This window comes from Candidatus Effluviviaceae Genus V sp., from assembly GCA_014728125.1.
Lineage (GTDB): Bacteria > Joyebacterota > Joyebacteria > Joyebacterales > Joyebacteraceae > WJMD01.
Genome location: WJMD01000052.1, coordinates 1 through 21,953, shown reverse-complemented (window position 1 = coordinate 21,953; position 21,953 = coordinate 1). Strand labels below are relative to the sequence as shown.

Here is a 21,953-nt window from a genome sequence, read left to right as displayed (position 1 = left end):
TGCCGCGATACGAGAGGCGGGGGAATGGCGGACACGTACTACATCACGACGGCGATCGACTACGTCAACAGCACGCCGCACATCGGGACGGCCTACGAGAAGATCTCCGCGGACGTCTTCGCGAGGTTCCATCGCCTTCTTGGTGAAGACGTCTACTTCCAGATCGGGAACGATGAGCACTCGCTGAACGTTCTTCGTGCGGCGCGAGAGAGAGGCCTTGACCCGAAGACATACTGCGATCAGATGGAGGGCGTCTTCCGCGACATCTGGGAGAACCTCGAGATCCGCTTCGACCGCTTCATCCGCACCACCGACGAGGACCACATTCGCAGGCTCGGGCACCTCTTCCGCGCGCTCGAACACGACATCTACCAGGGGCACTACGAGGGCTATTACTGCGAGTCGTGCGAGGCTTTCCTGCAGGAGAAGGACCTCGAGGACGGCAACTGCCCGACCCACGGAACCTGCCCGTCGTGGATCAAGGAGGAGAACTACTTCTTCCGGCTGTCGAAGTACGCCGAGCCGCTACTCAGGCACATCGAGGAGCACCCCGAGTTCATCGAGCCGGAGTCGAGGCGGAACGAGATCGTCCAGCTCATCCGGGGCGGCCTCGAGGATATCAGCGTGACGCGCGCCGGAAGCGAGTGGGGCGTGCCGCTCCCGATGGACGAGTCGCAGGTCATCTACGTGTGGCTCGATGCACTCACGAACTATGTGACCGGCGTCGGGTTCGGCGAGGACCAGGAGATGTTCTCCAGATGGTGGCCCGCCGACGTCCACATCATCGGGAAGGACATCACGAGATTCCATTGCGTCATATGGCCCGCGATGCTCATGAGCGCCGGCGTCGAGCTTCCGCGGAGGATCTACGGACACGGGTTCGTCTACTTCAAGGGACAGAAGCTCTCGAAGAGTCGGGGCGTGACGGTCGATCCCCTGGAGGCGGCCGACATGTTCGGCCCCTCGGCTCTCCGCTACTTCCTGATGCGCGAGGGCACCTACGGGCGAGACGTTGATTTCACCTGGGAGCAGTTCCGGGCGCGGTACGACTCTGAGCTGGCGAACGACCTCGGTAATCTCGTCTCCCGCGCGACCGCGATGGTCGCGAAGTACCTGGACGGGAAGCTCACGAATCTCTCCGATACATCCGACAAGGGGCTCGAGGAGCTGGCGGGTAGGGTGTGGAGACAGGCCGTCACCGACTATTCCCGCTACGCTCCGCAGGCCGCGCTCGCAGCGATGTGGGAACTCGTCCGCCGTGCCAATCGTCACATCGAGAAGGAGAAGCCCTGGGAGCTCGCGAAGAGCGGCGACGACGAACGCCTGGCGCAGGTTCTCTTCGACGTTTTCGAGGCGGTCCGACAGGTCGCGGTACTCGCGTGGCCCGTCATGCCCGGGAAGTGTGAGAAGATCCTCGAGACGATCGGAGCGGAGTTCCGTGTCGGAGAAGTGCCCCTGGAGGGCATGATGTCGTGGGGCTCCGGGTGGTCACGGGAGATCTTCATCGAGCGGGGCGAGCCCGTCTTCCCCAAGCACACGGACGAGGAACTCGCCGCCCGGTTCGATGTGATGACCGCGTCGGAGGAAGAGGCGACGGAGGACGCGTCCGCCGTCGCCGACGACGAGACGGGAGAGGAGCCTGAGATGGTGAACTTCGACGACTTCAAGCGACTGGACATCCGGATCGCCCGCGTCCTCGAGGCTGAGCGGGTCGAGAAGACCGACAAGCTTCTCAGGCTGAAGATCAGCCTGGGGAGCGAGGAACGCCAGATCGTGGCCGGAATAGCCCAGCAGTACACACCGGACGAGCTCGTCGGCAAGTCGATCGTCGTCCTCGCGAACCTCGAGCCCGCGACGATCCGAGGCGTCGAGTCGCAGGGGATGCTCCTCGCGGCATCGAGCGACGACGGTCTCGCGCTGCTCGTTCCGGACCGCGACCTCGCGCCTGGAACGAAGGTGAGCTAGTGGGCGACGAGCGCGACACCACCGTATCCGGGGACCTGCCGCTTCTGGCGGACACGCACGCGCACCTCGATCTCGAGGACTACGACGCGGACCGCTCCGACGTCATCGTTCGTGCGCGGGCCGCGGGTGTCAGCTTCATCATCAACGTCGGCTTCAACCTGGAGACCAGCCGCGCGGCCATCGACCTCGCCGAGCGGTACGATTTCATCTACGCGTCGGTCGGCATACACCCGCACGAAGCCGCGTCGGTCGACGAACGCACCCTCTCCAGGATCGAGTCGATGGCGGGACACGAGCGCGTCGTAGCCATCGGGGAGACGGGGCTCGACTACTACCGGGACCACTCACCCAGGGACGCACAGAGGGCGGCGTTCCGGGAGCACATCCGGCTGGCAAGGCGCCTCGAACTACCGCTCATCATCCACAACCGGGACGCGCTCGATGACGTGCTCGAGATCGTCGACGACGAGTGCGCGGGCGAGGTCGGGGGCGTGATGCACTGCTTCCCCGGCGACGCGGCGTACGCCGAGCAGGTGGTGCGCCGCGGGTTCCATGTCGGCATCGGCGGGCCCGTTACCTTCTCGTCCGGAGGCCGGCTGGCGAAGGTCGCGGAGACGGTCCCCCGGAGGACACTCCTTCTCGAGACCGATGCGCCGTGGCTCACGCCGAAGCCGCACCGGGGAAAGCGGAACGAGCCGGCCTACGTGGCCTTCGTGGCGGAGCGCGTCGCGGAGCTCAGGGACATGAGCGTCGCCGACCTGGCTCGAGCGGCGACGGGGAACGCTATGCGCCTCTTCCGCATCCCCGAGCGTCCCCCGCCGTCGATCACCTACGAGATGTGGGGGAACCTCTACCTCAACATCACCAACCGCTGTTCGAACGCGTGCAGGTTCTGTGTCCGGTACCAGAGCGATATCCTCTGGGGGTACAATCTGCGTCTCGAACGGGAGCCGACGGTCGACGAGGTGCTCGGCGAGGTGGGCGATCCGACGAAGTACAACGAGATCGTCTTCTGCGGCTACGGCGAGCCGACGATGCGGCTCGACGCGCTCCTCGAGATCGCGGCGGCGCTCAAGAAGAAGGGTGCCAGAGTCCGCATCAATACGAACGGGCACGGGAGCATGATCTGGAACCGGAACATCGCTCCCGAGCTCGCTGAGGTCGTCGACGCCGTGTCGGTCAGTCTGAACGCGTCGGACGCCGAGACCTACAACGAGATCTGCAGACCGAGACGGGGCAAGGAGACCTTCGGACACGTCGTGTCGTTCATCAGAGAGTGCGTGCGCGCCGGGCTCGATGTGACCGCGAGTCTCGTCGATGTCCCCGGCGTCGATGTGGACGAGGTGCGGTCCATCGCGAACGAGCTGGGGGTGCCGCTGCGCGTGCGGGGCGGCGGCGTCGGGCTCATGAGCCCGCGAGGACGGAACACGGCATGAGACCGGCCCCGCCGGGAACGATGCTCCGGAAGTACGGGCTGGCGCCCGCGAAGGGGCGGGGCCAGAACTTCCTCGCCGACCGGAACGCGGCGGCGAAGGTGGTCGAGGCCGTAGGCCCGGACCCGGGAGACATCGTCGTCGAGGTCGGTCCCGGGTTCGGGGCCATCACCTTCGGATTGGTGGAACGTTCGCGGCACGTCGTCGCGGTGGAACTGGACTCGGGCATCGCGGCGGCCTTCCGGAGCGAGTACGGCGATGTGCCGGGGCTCGAACTCGTCGAGGGCGATTTTCTCGATCTCGATCTCGACCGTGTGGCCCGCGAACGCGACGCGTCGGAGCTCATCGTGGCCGGGAACCTGCCGTACGCGATCACGAGCCCGGTGCTCGAGCGAATCGTCGAGGCACGGGACGTCGTGCGTCGGTCTGTGGTCATGGTCCAGGCCGAGGTCGGGGCGCGCCTGGCGGCCGAACCGGGCGACCCGGACTACTCGGCGCTGACGGTCATGCTCGGCTCGGTCGCGGGCGTCAGAAGGCTCTTCCAGGTCAGGCGGACGTGTTTCGTCCCGCGTCCGGCGGTCGACTCGGCCGTCATCGAGATCGACCTCGCCCATCCGCCGGAGCTGGCGTCGAGGGCCTCAACGTTCGAGGGCGTCGTGCGCGCCGCGTTCGGCCGTCGGCGCAAGATGCTCCGATCGGCGCTGAGGCCGCTTCTGGAGCCGGTCGGGGTCACGACGGATGAACTCTGCGCAGCGTCCGGCATCGACCTCAGACGCAGGGGCGAGACGCTGTCCGTCAACGAGTTCGACCGTCTCGCCGTCTCGCTCGACCGGCTCGAACGGGCAGGATGATGCTGAACACTCCCGCTGTGGAGATCACGTGATGGTCCGCCGTCTCATCATACCGGTCGTTCTTCTGGCGACGTTCGCGCTCGCCGCAGCGCCCGCACAGGCGCAGGACGGGGAAGGGGAGAACGGCGAAGGCCCGACCGGGTTCCAGGGCACGAACGACACGGCCTCCCAGGCCGGATTCAGTCCGAAATACGATCTCTCGTACAACAAGGACCAGGACATCTCGAGCTGGAGGCACGACTTCAGTCTGTCGTACCAGCTTTCCCCGAAGATGTCATTCCGGGCCACGACGAACATCACCACCCGGGAGAACGAGGTCCTCGACAGGAACAACCGCCAGGAGAACTGGAACGCCACGCTCGGGGTCAACGTCTCGAGCGCCATCTCGACCGGGTTGAAGTACCACCGCGTGAAGCAGGTCGACATCAGAAACGAGGGAACGGACGAGGAGTCGAAGACGTTCCGGAACAGGGAAAACGTCAGTCTCTCCACGAGCTACAAGAAGGCGTTCCTCTCGGGTCTCAGCGCCTCGCTCGGCACGTCGGCCGGCATCGAACGGAACGAGTACTCGAACATCGAAAGCCGCGGCTCGAACCAGTCGGTCAACGCGGCCCTCACGTACCGGAGGGGCGACCATCTGACGACCGAGATCGGTTACAGCGGGTCACACTCGCTGCTCGACTCGGAGCAGGGCGCGCTCGAGAGCCAGGACGAGTCGTTCAACAACGCGATTCGCGCCTCGTTCGATTACACGATGGAGAACCACAGCGTCCGCGTGAACATGGCTCGTACGGCGGGCGTCAAGGAGTATCCCAAGGACGAGCAGACCGAGCGGAGAGAGCAGGACAGTGAGTCGGCGAACGTCCAGACGACCCTCGGGCTCGTCGAAGGGCTCACGACGCAGATCGGTTTCAACTACAGCCGCTCCAAGGCGACCTATGACATCGAGACCACGAAGGACAGCGAGATCACCTCAAGAGGCGTCGACGCCAGTCTGTCGTACACGCTCGGCGAGACGAACATGTCGGCGACCCTGCGTTCCGAGAAGAAGCGCAACGAGTACTACGATTTCAGAACCGGCGATCAGCAGTCCGGTTCGTTCGGTGCGACGATCTCGCACAGCTTCGGAGAGAAGCTCGAGGCGTCGGTGCAGTGGCGCGTCGGCCTCACCGCTCACATGTTCGACGACACGCGCAACAATGACCAGGACCGCGACATCTACGATCAGGAAAGCTCTCTCAATCTCGAGTACAAGCCGCGGAGGGACCTGTCGGCCGGCCTGAGTGTCCGGATCCGCGAGGACCAGCTGATCTACATCAGGACGTCACGCAGCGGCGATACGAAGACCTCCGAGACCTATGCCGTCTCGCCGTGGATCCGGAAGATCTTCTCGCCGCGCTTCAGCGTCAAGCAGACGTACACGCTCTCGGCCGACTACACGTTCTACAGGTACGAAGAGGACTCGAATTTCCTGATCCGCAACTTCGGCGTGCAGACGACAGCGAACTGGAAGGTGCTCGACCCGGTCAGTCTCTCGATCAGCCACGAGTACCGTGGTCAGGACGAGGGTTCCTACAGAGAGGACGACCAGGGCGTCGAGCGTTACGGCAAAAACAGCGAGCGCGACAATCACAGGATGTCACTGACGCTGAAGTACCGCATCTTCGACGTCATCGACTTTGAAGCCAGCCACGATTACAGCGTCCAAACCAGATGGACCTTCAGCGACGGCGAGCGCGAGTTCGCCTGGGAGCGTTTCGACACCAGCGCCAGCGTCAAGGCCAACGCCACGCACGAGTTCGAGGACGGCACCAAGGTCCGGCTCTCGGTCGGGCGGAAGCACCGAGACGCGACCAACATCGTCGAGCGGCAGAAGGAGGTCTGGGACATCTCGCTCAACATCGTGAGGACGTTCTAGGGAGGGGATACTGTGACGACGGGACGCCGCGTGCTCCTGATACTGCTGGCCTTTGCCGTGGGAGCGATGCTCGAAGGCGGGTGTCTGCTCTCGCCGAGAGATCCCGATGGCCCCCCGAGCGAGGATGAGACGGAGTGGGAGACGCCGGCCTACACCTCGGCCGTGCTCCGGAACCTCAAGAACGCGCTTGAGGGCGAGAGCATCGGGAACTACAAGGACTGCTTCACGGAGGACTTCCGGTTCCACGTCGACCCCTCCGACTCGCTCGATGCGGGGCAGGAGGCCGAGGAGCGCTACGCGAACTGGACGCTGTCCGACGAGGAGACGTACGTCCAGAACATCTTCCCCCGGGCGGAGTCGATCTCGCTGACCCTGACCGAGGTCGAGGACGATTTCCCGCCGGAGGGCGATGACATCTACCGCAAGGACGACTACGAGCTGGTCATCGTGTGGAAGACGGGCGATCTGACCGAGGAGGTCGTCTACAAGGGGCAGGTGACCCTCCACATGAGATACCGCGACACGGGGACGTGGGCCATCTACAAGTGGGTCGACCGGCGCACCGAGTACCCCGAGTACGACACGTGGGGCGTCCTCAGGGGCGACAACCGCGGCTGACTCACCCGCTCGACCACATCGGCACAGTCATTGCACCATGGCGTACGGATTCACCCGACGCGGCGCCCCGTTTCATGGAGGCGACGCGGTCTCCGGACGGGATGTTGAATGAACCCCGCCTCGGCGGCGTCAGTTGACTGAGCGCACAACTCTTGCTATACTGTGAAGCGGTGTGAGTGAGGGGAACACCAGGGGGTGACGCGAAAATGAGGACGACCCGCATCTCTCGGGCCGCGCTTGCGGTCGCAATGTCGGTGTTCGTGCTGGCCTTCGCCGGCTGTCAGAACCCGTTCGCCCCGCCGGGCGGCGGCGACGACGATGACGTCGAGGTCCAGTACAAGACGAGAACGTCTCCCGAGAACGTCATCTACAATCTCAACACCGCGTACGAGTACATGAACATCGAGGAGTACCTCGACTGTCTGGCCGAGGAGTTCGAGTTCCATCTCGCAGAGGTCGATCTCGATGACGACGCCACGCTCCCGGAGTACTGGGGCAAGGCGACCGAGCAGTCGGTTCACCGGAAGATGTTCGGCATCGACCCGGTCCCGGACCCGAACGATGAGGTCGAGCAGATCACGCTGACCCTGACGACCATTACCTACGAGTACAACCAGGGCGCGGATCCCGACGATCCGATGGACGATCGCTGGACGTACCTCATGGACACCGACCTCATGGTGTGGTTCCCGAACAACCTCCAGCGGAGAGCCGACGCGGACGTCGAGTTCGTCTTCAGGATCGACCCTCTGGAGACGGGCCCCGACGGCGAGACGCTCTACGAGATCATCCGCTGGGAGGACCTGGCGACGGCGCCGGGCGGGCGACACTCCACGCAGCCGGTGACCCCCGATGTCGAGGAGACGACCTTCGGACGGGTCAAGGCGAACTACCTGCCGTAGGAACGAGCACGTTTCAGAGAGCCTATCCCGGGCGGCGCTTCCTGAGCGCCGCCCGATTTTCTTGTCGTCCGACCGCTGGGCCGCCGCGCGAGCGCTTCGTGTCACGCCGCCCGGAGTCCTTGCCCGTCCGCTGATGCGGCGGAGCGTCAACGGCTTCCGCACGCACGTGGTTGACCCGCCCGCGCAGCGCCTCTAGAATCCACCCTGTCGACCAGCTACGCGCGCCAGGTTCGGGGAGGCCGCAGCATGCCGAAAGGAAGACCACGACGCGGCAGCAGCGCCCAGCGTTCGCTGCGCCTTTGGATCGTCGCCGCGGCGGTCGTTCTCGTCGTCGCTCTCGTCGTCATCGAGCTGGTGTCGAGCGGCCGGCTGGACGGCGGGCTCGACGTCTCCCTGGGCGGCCGACCGCTCAGTGAACGGGCCGAAGAGCTGGATGGCGCGCTGGCGGAGGCGCTCGTCCGAATGGGCGCGCGCGGGGTTTCGCGCGACGAGGAGAGGCGCATCGAGGAGGGCGATGAGTGGGTCCATCACACGCTCGAGGGCGCTCTGCCGGCAGGATACCCCCTGTACCGTGCGAACATCGTTCTCACCGAGACGGTGCGAGACGCCGGCGGGGAGGTCGTCAGGGGAAGCGAAGGCGAGCCCGACTATCTGGGACAGTCCCGGCTCGAGCTGCGCCTGGGGTTCGGGAACCGGGAGACGCACCGGATCACGCTGCGCGAGACCGAGGGCGAGTGGCCCGAGGCGCGTCACGAGGGTCCGGTGGTAGCGCTCATCATCGACGACTTCGGTCACAATCACGACGAAACCGTCGAGAGCTTCCTTCGGCTCGACGCTCCGATCACGATCTCCGTGCTGCCTCACACGCCCTACGCTGGCGAGATCGCGACGGCAGCTTACGAGGCCGGCAAGGAGGTTCTGGTCCACATCCCAATGGAACCAGAGAGCTACCCCGATTCCGACCCCGGAGAGGGTGCGCTTCTGATGTCGCACACGGTCCACGAGATCCGTCGGCTCGTCGCCGAGGCGGCCGATGAGGTCCCTCACGCGATCGGCGCGAACAACCACATGGGCTCCGCGCTGACAAAGGACCGGCTGCGGATGCGCGCCGTCATGTGGGCGCTCGAGCGCGAGAACCTCTTCTACGTTGACAGCATGACCACGCCGGAATCCGTCGGCTTCCTCGAGGCCGAGCGGGCCGCGATCCCGACGGCCCGGAACCTGATGTTCATCGACACTCTGCTGGACGAGTACGGCCAGGTCGACGTGGCGACGAGGATCTCCGATCTGGAGACGATCGCGCGCGAGCGCGGCGCGGCGATCGGTATCGGACACCCGACGCCCGAGACGCTCCTCGAACTGGCGGCTCTTCTTCCGGATCTGGAGGAGCGCGGCGTCGAGCTGGTCTTCGTGTCCGAACTGGTTGAATAGGAGGGACGATATGCGGCTGTCCGTCAATGTCGATCACGTGGCGACCATCCGGCAGGCCCGGGGCGCCGACGAGCCGGACCCCGTGTGGGCGGCATCGCAGGCGGAGCTGGCCGGAGCTTCCGGGATCACGGTCCATCTGCGGGGAGACCGCCGCCATATCCAGGACAGGGACGTCGAGGTCCTGAAGCAGACGGTCGCGGGCGTTTTCAACCTGGAGATGAAGGCGACCGAGGAGCTGCTCGGTGTCGCACTCGGCGTGCTGCCGGACATGGTGACCCTCGTTCCCGAGGGCGAGGGGGAGCTGACGACGCAGGGCGGTCTCGACGTCATGGCCGAAGAGAAGGACGTGCGGCGGGCCGCGTCGTCACTCAGGGAGGCCGGTGTCGCCGTCAGCCTGTTCGTCGATCCGGACGTCGTGCAGGTCGAACGCGCGAAGGCGGTCGGCGCCGACATCGTTGAGATCCACACGGGTCTCTACGCCGACGCCGGGGATCCCGGCGCGGCCGAGAGGGAACTCGAGAGGATCCGTGTCGCGGTCGGTGCCGCCCGGGAGATGGGACTCGATGTGCACGGCGGGCACGGGCTGACGTATCTCAACGCGGCCCCCGTGGCGGCGATCCCGGAGATCAGTGAGGTCAGCATCGGGCACAGCATCATCGCACGGGCCGTCATGGTCGGCATCGACCTCGCGGTCCGGGAGATGCTGGCGCTGCTCGATGTCGCGTAGGGCCGGCCGTGGAGCGGCGGCGAGTGCCCCGCTGTGGCGGACCGGAGCGCGGGTCTAGTCGCCGCCGGCCTCTCGTCTGCCCCAGCCGATGAGAAGGCCGCCCGGGAGGGCCCATCCCGTCAGGGCCTCCACCACCGGGAACAGGCTGTCGTCGATGTGGCGGATGCCGAAGAGCGGGCAGAAGTGCTCGACCACGACGACTGAGGCCCCTTTCTTCCAGTGGCGCTCCGCGCCCCGCTTAAGCCTGTCGCGCAGCTCCTCGTCGGTGAAGTCGCGCGCAGGAATGCGGTCGGTCCGCGCCACGCTCCGTCTCAGCCACGTCTTCCTCGGGATGACCAGAAGGACCCAGTCCCGCGAGAGCTCGAAGTGGCGGTCGATGATCTCCTGCCGCATCGGTTCCTCGAAGTGCTCGGGGACGCCGTACGACCAGACGATGTCGTACTCGTGCTTGAGGTCGGCGTCGTCACCGATGGCGTTGAACCCCATTCGCTCCATGTAGCGGAGCATCTCCGGGTTCACTTCGTAGAGGTCGGGTCTCTCGCACCGCATCAGCTCGAACAGACGGTGGCTGTGGAGGCCGCGCCCCGCGCCGAGCTCGAGCAGCGTCCGGTCAGGTCCCCATCCGAGGACGGTGGCCACGCGGTCCAAGACGATCTGGTCGACGATCGACCACCTGAGGTTTCGTGCGTCCTGCCAGTAGTTCGACCACTCGTGTGACACGCCGCTCCGGCTCCTTTCCACTGTTGGAAAACGATGTCCCTCCGAGGGTAGGCCCTCGGCGGGGAGCCGGGCAAGGGGAAAGGGGCGGCCGGAAATCCGCGCACGGCCCGCGACGCGGGCCTGTCGGTCGATGACGCGGCCCCTGAGAAGCTGTGGGCGATCGTGAGTGAGGCGCCCGCCGGCTCGGCGAAAAGGGGCTTTCCCGTTGACCGCCGGCGGTAGAAACAAGTATCATCGGGTGTTATGTTTGATACGCACTTCGAGCCGCTCCCGGCCTACGTGAGCCCGGACCCGTGGCTGTCCCGCGGAGGTAGTTCATGACGTCAAACCTGCGGTGGAAGGTACTGCTCGTTCTCATCGTCGTCGTCCTGTCGGCGTGGCGGGCCTCGTACACCTTCCGTTATCTATCGCTCGATGAGGAGCAGAAGGCCGCGATGCCGGCCGAGACGGTCGAGGAACTCGAGGCGCGGTCGCTGCGTCTCGGCCTGGACCTCAAGGGTGGAATGCACCTCGTTCTGGAGGTGGACAAGGAGGGGCTCCCGGCCGACGAGGCCAGGGACGTGATGGACCGCGCCCTCGAGGTGATCAACAACCGCATCGACGAGTTCGGTGTGGCCGAGCCGTCCATCCAGCGGGAGGGCGAGAACAGGATCATCGTCCAGCTGCCCGGGCTCCGGGACGAACAGCGGGCCAAGCGGCTCATCGGCAAGACCGCGCTCCTCGAGTTCGTGCCCGTGGCGACGCCCGACGTGTACGACCTGGCCTTCCGCGCCATCGACCGTGCGCTCGTGGACACCATGAGGGCGCACGGCGAGCTGCCCGAGGAGGACGAGCTGGTTCTCTCCGAGGCGGAGCAGGCGGCGCGCGAGCGTCCCGTGACGGCGAAGGCAATCCTGCCGGGCGACATCCCCTACTTCGCCGAGGAGGATGTCCCCTGGGTCAGGGAGCAGCTCGAACGCCTCGACCTCGACGAGATTCTGCCGCACAAGGAGGGGCAGCCCGGCGTCCCGCGCGTCAGGATCGCCTGGGACAACGAGACCCGGACGATGCAGGACGGGAAGGAGTACCGCGCGTTCTACCTCCTCGAGGACGAGGCGATCATGACAGGCTCTGTCGTCGTCTCCGCCGAGGTCAGGCCAGGGCTCGATCCCGACTACCCGAACTCGCCCGGTGTCCAGCTCCGCCTTTCGCGGAGCGGCGGCCGCATCTTCGCCGACTACACCGGAGAGCACGTCGGCGAGTACCTCGCGATGGTGCTCGACGGCGTCGTGCAGTCGGCGCCCGTGATCCGCGACAGGATCCCCGCCGGCACCCCCGCCTCGATCACCGGGACGTTCACCGACGCACAGGCGAAGGACCTGTCCATCGTGCTCCGCGCCGGCCGGCTGCCGGCGCCGATGACGGTCGTCGAGGAGAGGACGGTCGGTCCGTCGCTGGGACGTGACTCGATCACCCTCGGCGTTCGCGCGATGTTGATCGGCGGCATCCTCGTGGTCCTGTTCATGCTGCTCTACTACCGTGCGTCCGGTCTGGTGGCCATCGGGGCGCTCGCGATCAACATCCTCGTGGTCGTCGCCCTGATGTCGTCGCTCCCCGTGAGCCCGAAGCCGGCGCTGACGCTGCCGGGCCTCGCGGGCATCATCCTGACGATCGGAATGGCGGTCGACGCCAATGTCCTCATCTTCGAGCGCATCCGCGAGGAGATCCGAAACCAGAAGACGGTCCGCGCCGCCATCAGGGACGGTTACGAGCGGGCCTTCACGACGATTCTCGACGCCAATGTCACGACGCTCATCGCGGCGGCCGTGCTCCTTCAGTTCGGCACGGGCCCCGTCAAGGGTTTCGCGGTAACGCTCTCGCTGGGCATTCTCGCCAGCATGTTCACAGCGATCGTGGCGACCCGCGTCGTGTTCGACCTCGTGACGCTCAGCCGGAACGTGAAGCGCCTGAGTATCTAGTCCCGGCCGCCGGGGACGCGTGAGCCCCGGGTCGTGGCGCAAGGAGGCACGATGGAGTTTGTCAAGGACACCCACATCAACTTCCTCGGGCACAGGCGGGCCGCCTTCATCTTCTCGCTGATCCTGATCGGCGTGGGCGTCGTCTCGCTGCTCGTTCAGGGCGGCCCGAAGCTCGGCATCGACTTCCAGGGCGGCATCCTCCTGCAGGTCCGCTTCGAGAAGCCGATCGAGGCCGAGCGGATCCGTGACACGCTCGCCGGCATCGGGCTGGGCGGGGCCGAGATCCAGCATTTCGGCAACGACCGGGAGGCGATCATCCGCGTCAGCGAGGAGGACGACGTCGACCTGACGTCGCAGATCGTCGAAGCTCTCAACGCCGAGAACCCCGACAACAACGCAGAAGTGCGGCGCGAGGAACTCGTCGGTCCGAAGGTGGGAAAGGAACTCCAGTCGAAGGCGACGCAGGCGATCATCTACGCGCTCATCGGCATCCTCATCTACATCTCGATCCGCTTCGAGTTCAGATTCGCGGTGGGTGCCGTGGCGGCGCTCGTCCACGACGTGCTCATCACGCTCGGCATCTTCTCGATGACGGGATTCGAGATCACACTGCCGGTCGTTGCGGCGCTTCTCACGATCGTCGGCTACTCACTGAACGACACGATCGTCATCTACGACCGCATCCGCGAGGACAAGAGGAAGCTGTACGGTCGGAGCTTCGTCGAGATCGTCAACACGAGCCTGAACGAGTCGCTCTCGAGAACGCTCGTGACGTCCCTGACGACGCTCCTCGTGGTCCTCTGTCTCTTCATCTTCGGCGGCGAGGTCATCCGCGACTTCGCGTTCGCGCTGATGGTCGGCGTCATCATCGGTACGTACTCGTCGATCTACGTGGCGAGCCCGCTGGTCGTCGAGTGGCAGATCGCTCAGGACGCGAGGCGCCGGAGGAAGCGGTAGTCGTCGGACCATCGATGAGAACCGACGCGGCGTCCTGTCTCCGGGGCGCCGCGTCTGTTTTGAGGCCGTGGGCTTGAAGAGCCGCCGGCGCGCGCTACAATGAAGAGAGCGGGGGCGTTGAACGCGACGGCCCCGCCGCGCGTCAGACAACGTGCAGACCCGCGAACGGCACGAGGCGTGTACCGATCCCGGAGGGAAGAGGATGCCCAGACGCCGCCTCACACGCGTCATCATCGCCGCGGCGGCCGCGCTGCTGCTTGTTCCGGCGGCTGTCGTGGCCGCGGGCGACGTCTTCACGGTGGCGCAGCTCAAGTACCGCGGGGGCGGCGACTGGTACGCGAACCCGACGGCCCTCCCGAACCTCCTGTCCGCCGTACGTGCGAGGACCGACATCGAGGTCGCTCCGCGGGCCGCGACAGTCTCTCCTTCGAGCGACGACATCTTTCTCCACCCCTTCATCTACATGACCGGACACGGGAGGGTCGCCCTCGACGACGAGGAGGCGGCGAGTCTGCGGCGCTACTTCGAGCGCGGGGGCTTCCTCTGGGCCGACGACAACTACGGCATGGACCGGTCTTTCAGAGAGGCCATGCGGGAGGTCTTCCCGGACCTCGAACTCGTGGAGCTTCCGTACGACCACGACATCTACTCGTCGCACTTCGTTTTCCCGAGCGGACTGCCGAAGATCCACGAGCACGACGGCGGCCCGCCGCACGGATACGGCATCCATCTCGACGGCAGGCTCGTTGTCTTCTACAGCTTCAACACCGACATCGGCGACGGCATGGAGGATCCCGAGGTGCACAACGACCCTCCCGGGAAGCGGGAGGCGGCGCTCAAAATGGGCGTCAACGTCGTCGTCTACGCGCTGACCCACTAGCTCGGCCCGGACGCCACCACGGCCGGGCGCGAGCATCGTGAGAAGAGGCACCGTGGCCATCGACGCGAGCTACAACGAGATTCTGAGACGCATTGCGGACGTGGGCGCCCGCCGGCGCGGCCGGCAGGCTCTTGCCGGACTCCTGGAGGTGCTGGCCTTCCTCCTGGCGGCGTCGGCCACTGTCGTCCTGCTCGACGTCCTCGTGGGCCTCGCAGCTGTCGTCAGGACGTCGCTCGCGCTCGCAGTTCTTGCCGGGCTGGTCGGCGGCCTCGCAGTGCGGGTCGGCCGTCCGCTGGCGCGGCGCTTAGGTCCGCAGGAGATCGCGGCGCGTATAGAGGAACGCCATCCGGAGATGGGCGAGAGGCTCCGCGCGGCGGCCGGTCTCTGGGCGAAGCGCGGGCGCGGGCGCCACGGCTATTCGGTCGAACTCATCGACGCGCTGATCGACGAGGCGGCCGGGCTGGTGCTCGGTCGCGACATCCGGGACGCCGCGGCCGTGCGAGGTCTCGGCCGACGGGCTCTCGTGCTGCTGGTCGTGCTCGCGGTCTCGGTGGCGGCGGTCGGGGCGACGGGGACCGACGGCGTCGCGGCCGTCGGGCGTCTGCGGGAACCCTGGCGGAGCGATGTGATGCCGCGGGTCACGCTGTCCGTCACCCCGGGCGACACAACGCTGGTCTCGGGGTCGAGCCTGCGGGTGCGGGCCGTGGTGCGCGGACCGGAGGACGATGCGCCGCTTTTCGTCACGCGCGACAGGAACGGCGCCGCGACGGAGCGGACCATGACGCGTACCGATGACGGGTACCGGGCGACAGTGTCGGACGTCCGCGAACCCCTCTCGTACTCGGTCGCGGCGGGGGAGACGACGAGCGACGAGTTCGATGTGGCGGTGCTCGAGCGGCCGTTCGTCTCCGGCGTGAGGCTCGCCTACGAGTTTCCGGAGTACAGCGGGCTTGTCCCGAGAACGGTCGACGAGAACAACGGGGACATCACGGCGCTCGCGGGGACACGCGTGCAGGTCGGCATCTCCGGCAGCAAGCCCCTGGAGAGCGCGGTCCTCCGTTTCGAGGACGGCGGCGCTCTCGACCTCGAGAGGATGGGTCCCGCGTCGTTCAGCGGCACGCTGACGGTCTCCGAGAGCCAGGCCTATTCCATCGAGATCGAGGACACGCTCGGTCTGGCGAACGCCGGGCCGCCGACCTACTCCATCAGCGCGATCCCCGACGAGAGCCCGCTGGTCACCATCGTCGAACCGGGCCGGGACATCGAGATTCCGAACGACATGCTTCTCGACATCGCCGTCTCTGCCATCGACGACTACGGAGTGTCGGGGCTCCGGATCCGGTATGCCGTGGACGGCCTGGCCGAGGAGGGGGTGGTCCCGCTTCCGCACGCCGGCGGACGGGAGGTCGTCTCGGAGATCACCTGGGACCTCTCGGAGACGGGCATCCTGCCCGGCTCGGTCCTCATCTACTTCGCCGAGGTTGTGGACAACGACACCGTGACGGGGCCCAAGACGGCCCGCAGCGAACGCTACATCGTCCGCTTCCCGTCGATGGCGGAGATGTACGCGGAGGTGACGGGTGAGGAGGACGCCATCGTCGAGGAGCTCGACGAGCTCGTCGAGGACCAGCAGGAGGTCAGCGACGAACTCGAAGAGATCCGGAACGAGATCCGCAGCGAGCCGGAGCTCGATTGGCAGCGGCAGGAGGAGGTCGAGGCCGCCCTCGACAGACAGGAGGAGGTCGCCGAGCGGGCCGAGGAGATGGCCGAGCGTATGGAGGAACTCGGTGAGAGAATGAGCGAGACCGACCGCGTGACCCTCGAGACGCTCGAGAAGGTGCAGGAGATCTCCGAGATCCTCGATGAGGTGGCCAACGACGAGATGCGGGAGCTGATGGAGCAGATCAGGGAGGCCATGGCCGACCTCGACCCGGAGGAGGTCAGCCGGTCGATGAACGACATGTCTGTGACGCAGGAGGACTACCGCCGCCGGCTCGAGCAGACGCTCAACCTTCTCAAACGCGTCAGGGCCGAGCAGCAGCTGGCCGACGCGGCATCCCGGGCCGAGGAGCTGGCAGCGCGCGAGGAGCGGCTGGCCCGGGAGGCGCGAGAGGCCTCCCCCGGCGAGCAGTGCGACGCGATGGCATCGGAGCAGCGCGACATCAGGGAGCAGACGGAGAAGCTCCGCCGCGACCTCGAACAGGCCATCTCCGACATGGAGCAGGTCGACAGCGAGACCTCGAGCGACATGCGCGAGGCGGCGGACTCGCTCGACGAGTCCGGGACCATCGAGAAGATGAGCCAGGCGCAGCAGAAGCTGGCGGAGTCGATGCCCTCGGAGGCCGCCGCACAGTGCGAGTCGTCCGCCAACGATCTTAAGAGCCTCTTCACCCGCCTCTCGTCATGCCAGGGGGGCGCCTCCTGCAGTCTCCAGCAGCGCGACCGCGAGGCGACGCTCCGGGCGATCGACGAGCTGCTCGGCGTGTCGAACGAACAGGAGGAGATCCTCGGTTCGGTCAAGGATCGACGCCGCATTCCGCGGGACGAACTCGTCGAGCTCGTGGCGAAGCAGACCGACCTCGCCGCGTCGATGTCGAAGATCGCCGAGCGGATGTTCAGAAAGACCAAGGACTCGTTCGCGGTCGACCCGGGCCTCTACCGGGGGTTCGGCATCGTCGAGATGCACATGATGCGCGCGGCGGGGAGCATCGCCGACGGCGGCACGCAGGCCGGCAGGCGGGAGGCGGAGGCGGCGCTTGGCCGCGTCAACGGGCTCGTTGTTGAGCTCCTGACGACGAAGCAGTCGCAGTCGTCGTCGAGCGGCGGCGCCATGCAGCAGCTGATGCAGCAGCTCCGACAGATGGCGCAGAGTCAGTCGCAGCTGAACCAGATGACCGAGCAGCTCCGGCGGCAGAGCGAGGAGTCGGGCATGGGCTCGGAGGTTCGCCGTCAGCTCGCCGACATGAGAGCTCGACAGGAGCGGCTGATGGACGAGGCCAGACGACTGGCCGAGGAGTTCGGCGACCGCGAGGAGATCCTCGGCAGCCTGGATGAGACGGCGAATGAGATGGAGAAGACGCTTGAAGAGATGGAGCGGAGCGGCGCGTCGCAGGAGACGATCGACCGGCAGAAGCGCATCCTCTCGAGGCTCCTCGACGCTCAGCGTTCGTTGAGGCGACGCGACTACACCCGTCGCCGGCGCTCGGAGTCGGGCGAGGACTACGTCCGGGAGTCGCCGGGGGCGCTGCCCGAGGAACTCGAGCGCGCCTCGGAGAAACTCAGAGAGGACCTGCTCCGGGCCATGCAGCAGGAGTACCCGTCGGAGTACCGTGAGCTCATTCGCGCATACTTCGAGTCGCTCTCCGGCGAGACAGGGAGCGATGGAGAGGGGGACGCGGCGCCGTGAGACACGCCCTTCCCGCACTCGCCGCCGTCGTACTGCTGGCGACGCTTCTGTCCGGCGACATCGTCGCGCGGGAGCCGCGCCGCCCGGACCGGGTCGCGTCGGAGCTCGCGGTGGCGCGACACGCGCTCGTCATGGGGGACGTCGACGAGGCCGTCCGCCTCTCCGAGGAGCTCTATCGGAGGTATCCCGACGAGGACCGCGTGTTCTGGGCGCTGGCGAAGACCTACCAGGCCGCCGACCTCCAGAGGGAGCGGCTGGTGCCGCTCCTCAAGGCGCGGCTGGAGCAGAGGCCCGACGACGACCGCGTCATGATGGAACTCGGGGAGACCTACGCACGGCTCGCGGAGTTCGACCGCGCTCACGAGATCTGGCTGGAGCGTGCCCGCAAGGGACGTGCGGACGTGGTCAGGTACTCGGAGGTCGGGGCGCTCGAGGTACGCTACCGGATGTACGAGCGCGCCGTCGAGATCTACCTCGAGGGACGGCGTGTGTCCGGCACGCAGACCTTCTTCAGCGAGGAGCTGGCGCAGCTCTACACTCTTCTCGGTGAGCATGAGAAGGCACTCGACGAGTGCTTCACCACGGCGCGCGAACACCCGGGGATGGACCAGTGGGCCGCCAACCGCGTCGAGCAGATGCTCGACGACGGGGCGGATGAACGACTGGTCCGCCGCCGGGTTGACGCCGTCATGTCCTCCGAGACGGCCACGCCGGGCGAGCTCAGCCTCGCGGGTAGCGTATCGCTGGCGCTTGGCTCATACGACGACGCCCTCAGGGCATTCGAGCTGGCCGACGCGCGGGCCGGCGCAGAGGGCCGCATGCTCATGGAGTTCGCGGAGATCCTCAACGACGAGGGACTTCCGGGCCGCGCGCGGGACGCCTACCGGCTCGTCGTCGAGCGCTACGAGGGCACGGTCAACGCCGCCGTGTCGGGGATCTACGCGGCGCGGCTCCTCGTCGATGTCGGCCGGCCCGATGAGGCGGCCGCGGAGCTCGAGGAGCTGACAACGACCACCCCTGAGCATCCCATACGCGGCGAGGCGCTTCTGGAGAAGGCGGAGATCCAGCTTGAGTCGCTCGACGACCCGACCGGGGCACTCGCGACGCTCGATCGCATTCCCGACGGGGCGCGGTTCCGCCAGCGGTCCGTTCGGGACCGTGTCGACCTCCTGAGGATCGACGCGCTGCTCGCGCTCGGGCGACTGGAGGACGCCGCCGGGACCGCCGCGGCAATCCTGGGGGGGAAGCCCCGGGACGAGACGCGGCATCGCGCGAGATACTACCTGGGTTATGTGGCGTTTCTCGACCTCGACATCGAGGGGTCCCTCGAGCGGCTTCGTGAGCTCGTCGAGGAGGACCCGGCGGGTGTGCTCGTCAACGACGCGCTCCGACTGATGCTCGTGCTCTCCGACGCGCAGGAGACGGGCGACGTCGTCCCGGTCCGGCGGCTGGCCGAGGCGCACGCGGCGCTTCTGTCGGGCGACCTGGCGGAGGCCGAGTCCCGGCTGGAGACGCTGGTCGAGAGCGCCGGGCTCGAGCCGGTGGCCTCGGAGGCCCTGATGCTTCTCGGGCGCGTCCACGAGATGTCGGGCGACTACGACGCCGCGCTCGAGACTTACGCGGAGGCGACCGGAGAGGGCAGGACCCTCGCGACGCGGGCCGAGGCACACATGCGCAGGGGCGCGATACTCACCGGCGAGCTCGGGAGGCCGGGTGAGGCACTCGCCGAGTACGCGATGTTGATCGAACAGCTCCCGTCGAACTTCCTGACCGGCGAGGCCCGGCGCCGCGCCGAGGCCATACGGCGTGAGGAGGGACTGTAGAGGATGACGCGAACACTCCCGGCTCTCATCGTTCTGCTGCTCGTCGCCCAGGTCGCCGCGGGGACGATCCTCGTGCCGATGGACCTGACGCAGGACGACCACCTCAAGGCCTACGGTGTCGCCTACTGGGCGCTCGAGAAGGGCTACCGGGTCGAGTGGCTCCTGAACTACCGCAACGGTTCGTTTCACATCCTCGACGGCGGGCCGGACGTCGCCAGCGAGTGCAACTTCCGGGGGGTGGCCTGGGAGGAGATCGACGGTGCGCAGATGACCGACATGTACGCCGCGATCGAGGAGGGCAACATGGAGGTCGTCCTGCTCGAGAAGGCCCCCGAGGTCGCGCTCTACGCTCCCGAGCTCGAGGAACTCTGGGACGACGCGGTGATGCTCGCCCTCGAGTACGCCGAGATCCCCTACACGGTCCTCTGGGATGAGGAGGTCCTCTCGGGAGAGCTCGACCGGTACGACTGGCTGCACCTGCATCACGAGGATTTCACCGGGCAGTACGGCAAGTTCTACGCGTCCTTCCGGAACGCCGAGTGGTACCGGCGGCAGGTGGCCGACTACGAGGCATCGGCCCGGGAGCAGGGGTATCCGTCAGTCTCTAAGCACAAGAAGGCTGTGGCCCGTGGCATCCGCGACTACGTCGCGCGCGGCGGCTTCCTCTTCGCCATGTGCTCCGCGACCGACAGCTACGACATCGCTCTCGCGGCGGAGGGGGTCGACATCGTCGACACGCCGTACGATGGGAATCCCCCAGAGCCCAGCTGCCAGGAGAGGCTCGACTTCGGACGCTGCGTGGCGTTCGAGGAGTTCCAGCTCATCACCAGTCCGCTGGTCTACGAGTTCTCCGACATCGACATGACTCAGACAGCGAACGCGCGGCCGGAGGAGGTCGACTACTTCACGCTCTTCGAGTTCTCCGCGAAGATCGACCCCGTCCCCACGATGCTGACGCAGTGCCACACGAACGTCGTGAAGGGGTTCATGGGGCAGACCACGAGCTACCGGCGCCCGCTCATCAAGCGCCACGTCACCGTGCTGGCGGACTACCCGGAGACCGAGGAGGTGAAGTACATCCACGGGAATGTCGGCCGCGGCACCTTCACGTTCCTCGGGGGACACGACCCCGAGGACTACCGGCACATGATCGGCGACCCTCCCACCATCCTCTCGATGCACAGGAACTCACCGGGCTATCGCCTGATCCTCAACAACATTCTCTTCCCGGCGGCCGAGAAGAAGGAGCGGAAGACGTAGCGCGGGACGCGGACGCGCTTCGCGTGATACCGCGACCGACGCCGGGAGTCCGGTGTCGCCCCGCGTCGGCGCCTCCCTCGGGCGTTGCGGTCGAGCGGACACTTTTCTTGAGTTTCTGCTGTTCCCTGTGGTATAGTGGTGGCGTCGGACTCAGCCTTCCGGAAAGGAGGGTGACGCCATGAGACGCTTTCTGTTCGCCGCGGCGGCCCTCGCCGCGGTTCTGTGTGTCGTGCTCGGAGGCTGCCGGAAGCTGGGACCCGCGCCGGTCGCGCCTCAGGCGAACGAGCGTGGCCGCGCCGCCGGCGGCCATGAGGTCGAAACGGCCTCCGACCGGAGACACCCCGAGACCGAGATCACGCTCGGGCCCCAGGGAGTCGCCTGCCCGTCCGTGCGGTTCCGCTGGACCGGCTGGGACCGCGACGGCGAGGTCACGGGCTACGGCTACTCGCTCCACGCCTCCGGGGAAGAGGAGCCGGTCGCCTTCGAGGACGATCTGCCCTGCACCACGACCACCGTGACCCTGCACGAGCTTTCGGGAACTCACACGTTCCGCGTGTGGGCCATCGACGACGATGGGTTCAGCGACCCGACGCCCGCGACACGCACGTTCGACTCCGTCGTCGAACTCAACGCGCCGCGCCTCGTCGTCCGGCCGAACCTGCTGGAGATCAGAAGGTTCCGCGGCATGGTGGCGCAGAGCTCGCACAACGACCCGATCGATGTCTTCACGAACGTCACCATCGAGTTCGACTGGTCGTCCACGACCACCTGCGACGTTCTGGCCGGATACGACGTGGCGGTCGACGATACGACCACCCTGGGCGATTCCTACGATCCGTTCCTCACGCACTTCGAGCTCGACGTCGCCCCCGGGCACCAGACGGTCTACATCCAGATGGCCGACTCGCTCGGATATACGACGCGCGGCAGGTACGTGTTGAGGGGGTACGAGGCGACGCACGACGAGTACGTGGTCGTCGTCGACGACTGGGACCTGAACGAGGCGAGCGCGAACCCGATGTGGGCCGGGGACGCGGAACGCGACGCGTTCTACGATGCGCTGACCGCGTCGTGCGCGCTGCCGGTCGTCGAGTGGGACATGCT

Annotated in this window: 16 protein-coding genes; 15 read left to right on the top strand and 1 reads right to left on the bottom strand. The window is 66.7% G+C overall.

From position 1 onward, the window contains the following. The first annotated feature begins 24 nt into the window (after positions 1–24). The 8 genes from metG (at position 25) to GF405_02800 (ending at position 9,845) form a co-directional block, all read left to right on the top strand. Positions 25–1,965, top strand: a complete 1,941-nt coding sequence (gene metG, locus GF405_02835; protein MBD3367096.1) for a methionine--tRNA ligase — start codon at positions 25–27, stop codon at positions 1,963–1,965. Between the two features lie 35 nt (positions 1,966–2,000). Continuing rightward, entirely contained in the window at positions 2,001–3,401 is a 1,401-nt protein-coding gene (locus GF405_02830) for a YchF/TatD family DNA exonuclease (protein MBD3367095.1), read from the top strand. Continuing rightward, the gene (rsmA, locus tag GF405_02825; GenBank protein ID MBD3367094.1) at positions 3,398–4,249 is read left to right on the top strand and encodes a ribosomal RNA small subunit methyltransferase A; all 852 of its coding nucleotides are present in this window, start codon (positions 3,398–3,400) and stop codon (positions 4,247–4,249) included. The genes GF405_02830 and rsmA overlap by 4 nt, the downstream gene beginning before the upstream one ends. Positions 4,250–4,277: 28 nt before the next feature. Beyond that, the gene (locus GF405_02820) at positions 4,278–6,167 is read left to right on the top strand and encodes a hypothetical protein (protein ID MBD3367093.1); all 1,890 of its coding nucleotides are present in this window, start codon (positions 4,278–4,280) and stop codon (positions 6,165–6,167) included. 12 nt (positions 6,168–6,179) lie between these two features. Next, positions 6,180–6,785, top strand: coding sequence for a hypothetical protein (locus GF405_02815; protein ID MBD3367092.1), 606 nt, complete (start codon positions 6,180–6,182; stop codon positions 6,783–6,785). A gap of 206 nt (positions 6,786–6,991) precedes the next feature. Further along, a complete protein-coding gene (locus GF405_02810; GenBank protein MBD3367091.1) occupies positions 6,992–7,687 on the top strand; it encodes a hypothetical protein in 696 nt (231 codons plus the stop codon). 246 nt (positions 7,688–7,933) lie between these two features. After that, positions 7,934–9,118: a hypothetical protein gene (locus GF405_02805; GenBank protein MBD3367090.1), complete on the top strand. Its 1,185-nt coding sequence runs from the start codon at positions 7,934–7,936 to the stop codon at positions 9,116–9,118. A gap of 10 nt (positions 9,119–9,128) precedes the next feature. Next, a complete protein-coding gene (locus GF405_02800; GenBank protein MBD3367089.1) occupies positions 9,129–9,845 on the top strand; it encodes a pyridoxine 5'-phosphate synthase in 717 nt (238 codons plus the stop codon). Between the two features lie 54 nt (positions 9,846–9,899). On the opposite strand, the gene GF405_02795 is transcribed toward GF405_02800, so the two are convergent. Continuing rightward, positions 9,900–10,565, bottom strand: a complete 666-nt coding sequence (locus GF405_02795) for a hypothetical protein (protein MBD3367088.1) — start codon at positions 10,563–10,565, stop codon at positions 9,900–9,902. A gap of 317 nt (positions 10,566–10,882) precedes the next feature. Between GF405_02795 and secD the strand changes: the two genes are divergently transcribed. The 7 genes from secD to GF405_02760 form a co-directional block, all read left to right on the top strand. Continuing rightward, positions 10,883–12,523, top strand: a complete 1,641-nt coding sequence (gene secD / locus GF405_02790) for a protein translocase subunit SecD (protein ID MBD3367087.1) — start codon at positions 10,883–10,885, stop codon at positions 12,521–12,523. A gap of 51 nt (positions 12,524–12,574) precedes the next feature. Further along, positions 12,575–13,480, top strand: coding sequence for a protein translocase subunit SecF (secF, locus tag GF405_02785; protein MBD3367086.1), 906 nt, complete (start codon positions 12,575–12,577; stop codon positions 13,478–13,480). 202 nt (positions 13,481–13,682) lie between these two features. Continuing rightward, the gene (locus tag GF405_02780) at positions 13,683–14,360 is read left to right on the top strand and encodes a DUF4159 domain-containing protein (GenBank protein MBD3367085.1); all 678 of its coding nucleotides are present in this window, start codon (positions 13,683–13,685) and stop codon (positions 14,358–14,360) included. Positions 14,361–14,397: 37 nt separating this feature from the next. Next, on the top strand, positions 14,398–17,766 hold the full coding sequence (locus GF405_02775; GenBank protein ID MBD3367084.1) for a hypothetical protein: 3,369 nt from the start codon (positions 14,398–14,400) through the stop codon (positions 17,764–17,766). Then, positions 17,763–19,589 (top strand): tetratricopeptide repeat protein, encoded by a 1,827-nt coding sequence (locus GF405_02770; GenBank protein ID MBD3367083.1) that lies wholly within the window; start codon positions 17,763–17,765, stop codon positions 19,587–19,589. Before GF405_02775 ends, GF405_02770 begins: the two co-directional genes overlap by 4 nt. A gap of 3 nt (positions 19,590–19,592) precedes the next feature. Further along, on the top strand, positions 19,593–20,849 hold the full coding sequence (locus tag GF405_02765; GenBank protein MBD3367082.1) for an asparagine synthetase B: 1,257 nt from the start codon (positions 19,593–19,595) through the stop codon (positions 20,847–20,849). 178 nt (positions 20,850–21,027) lie between these two features. Next, positions 21,028–21,953, top strand: a 926-nt coding sequence (locus GF405_02760) for a hypothetical protein (GenBank protein MBD3367081.1), incomplete at its 3' end; no start/stop codon positions are given.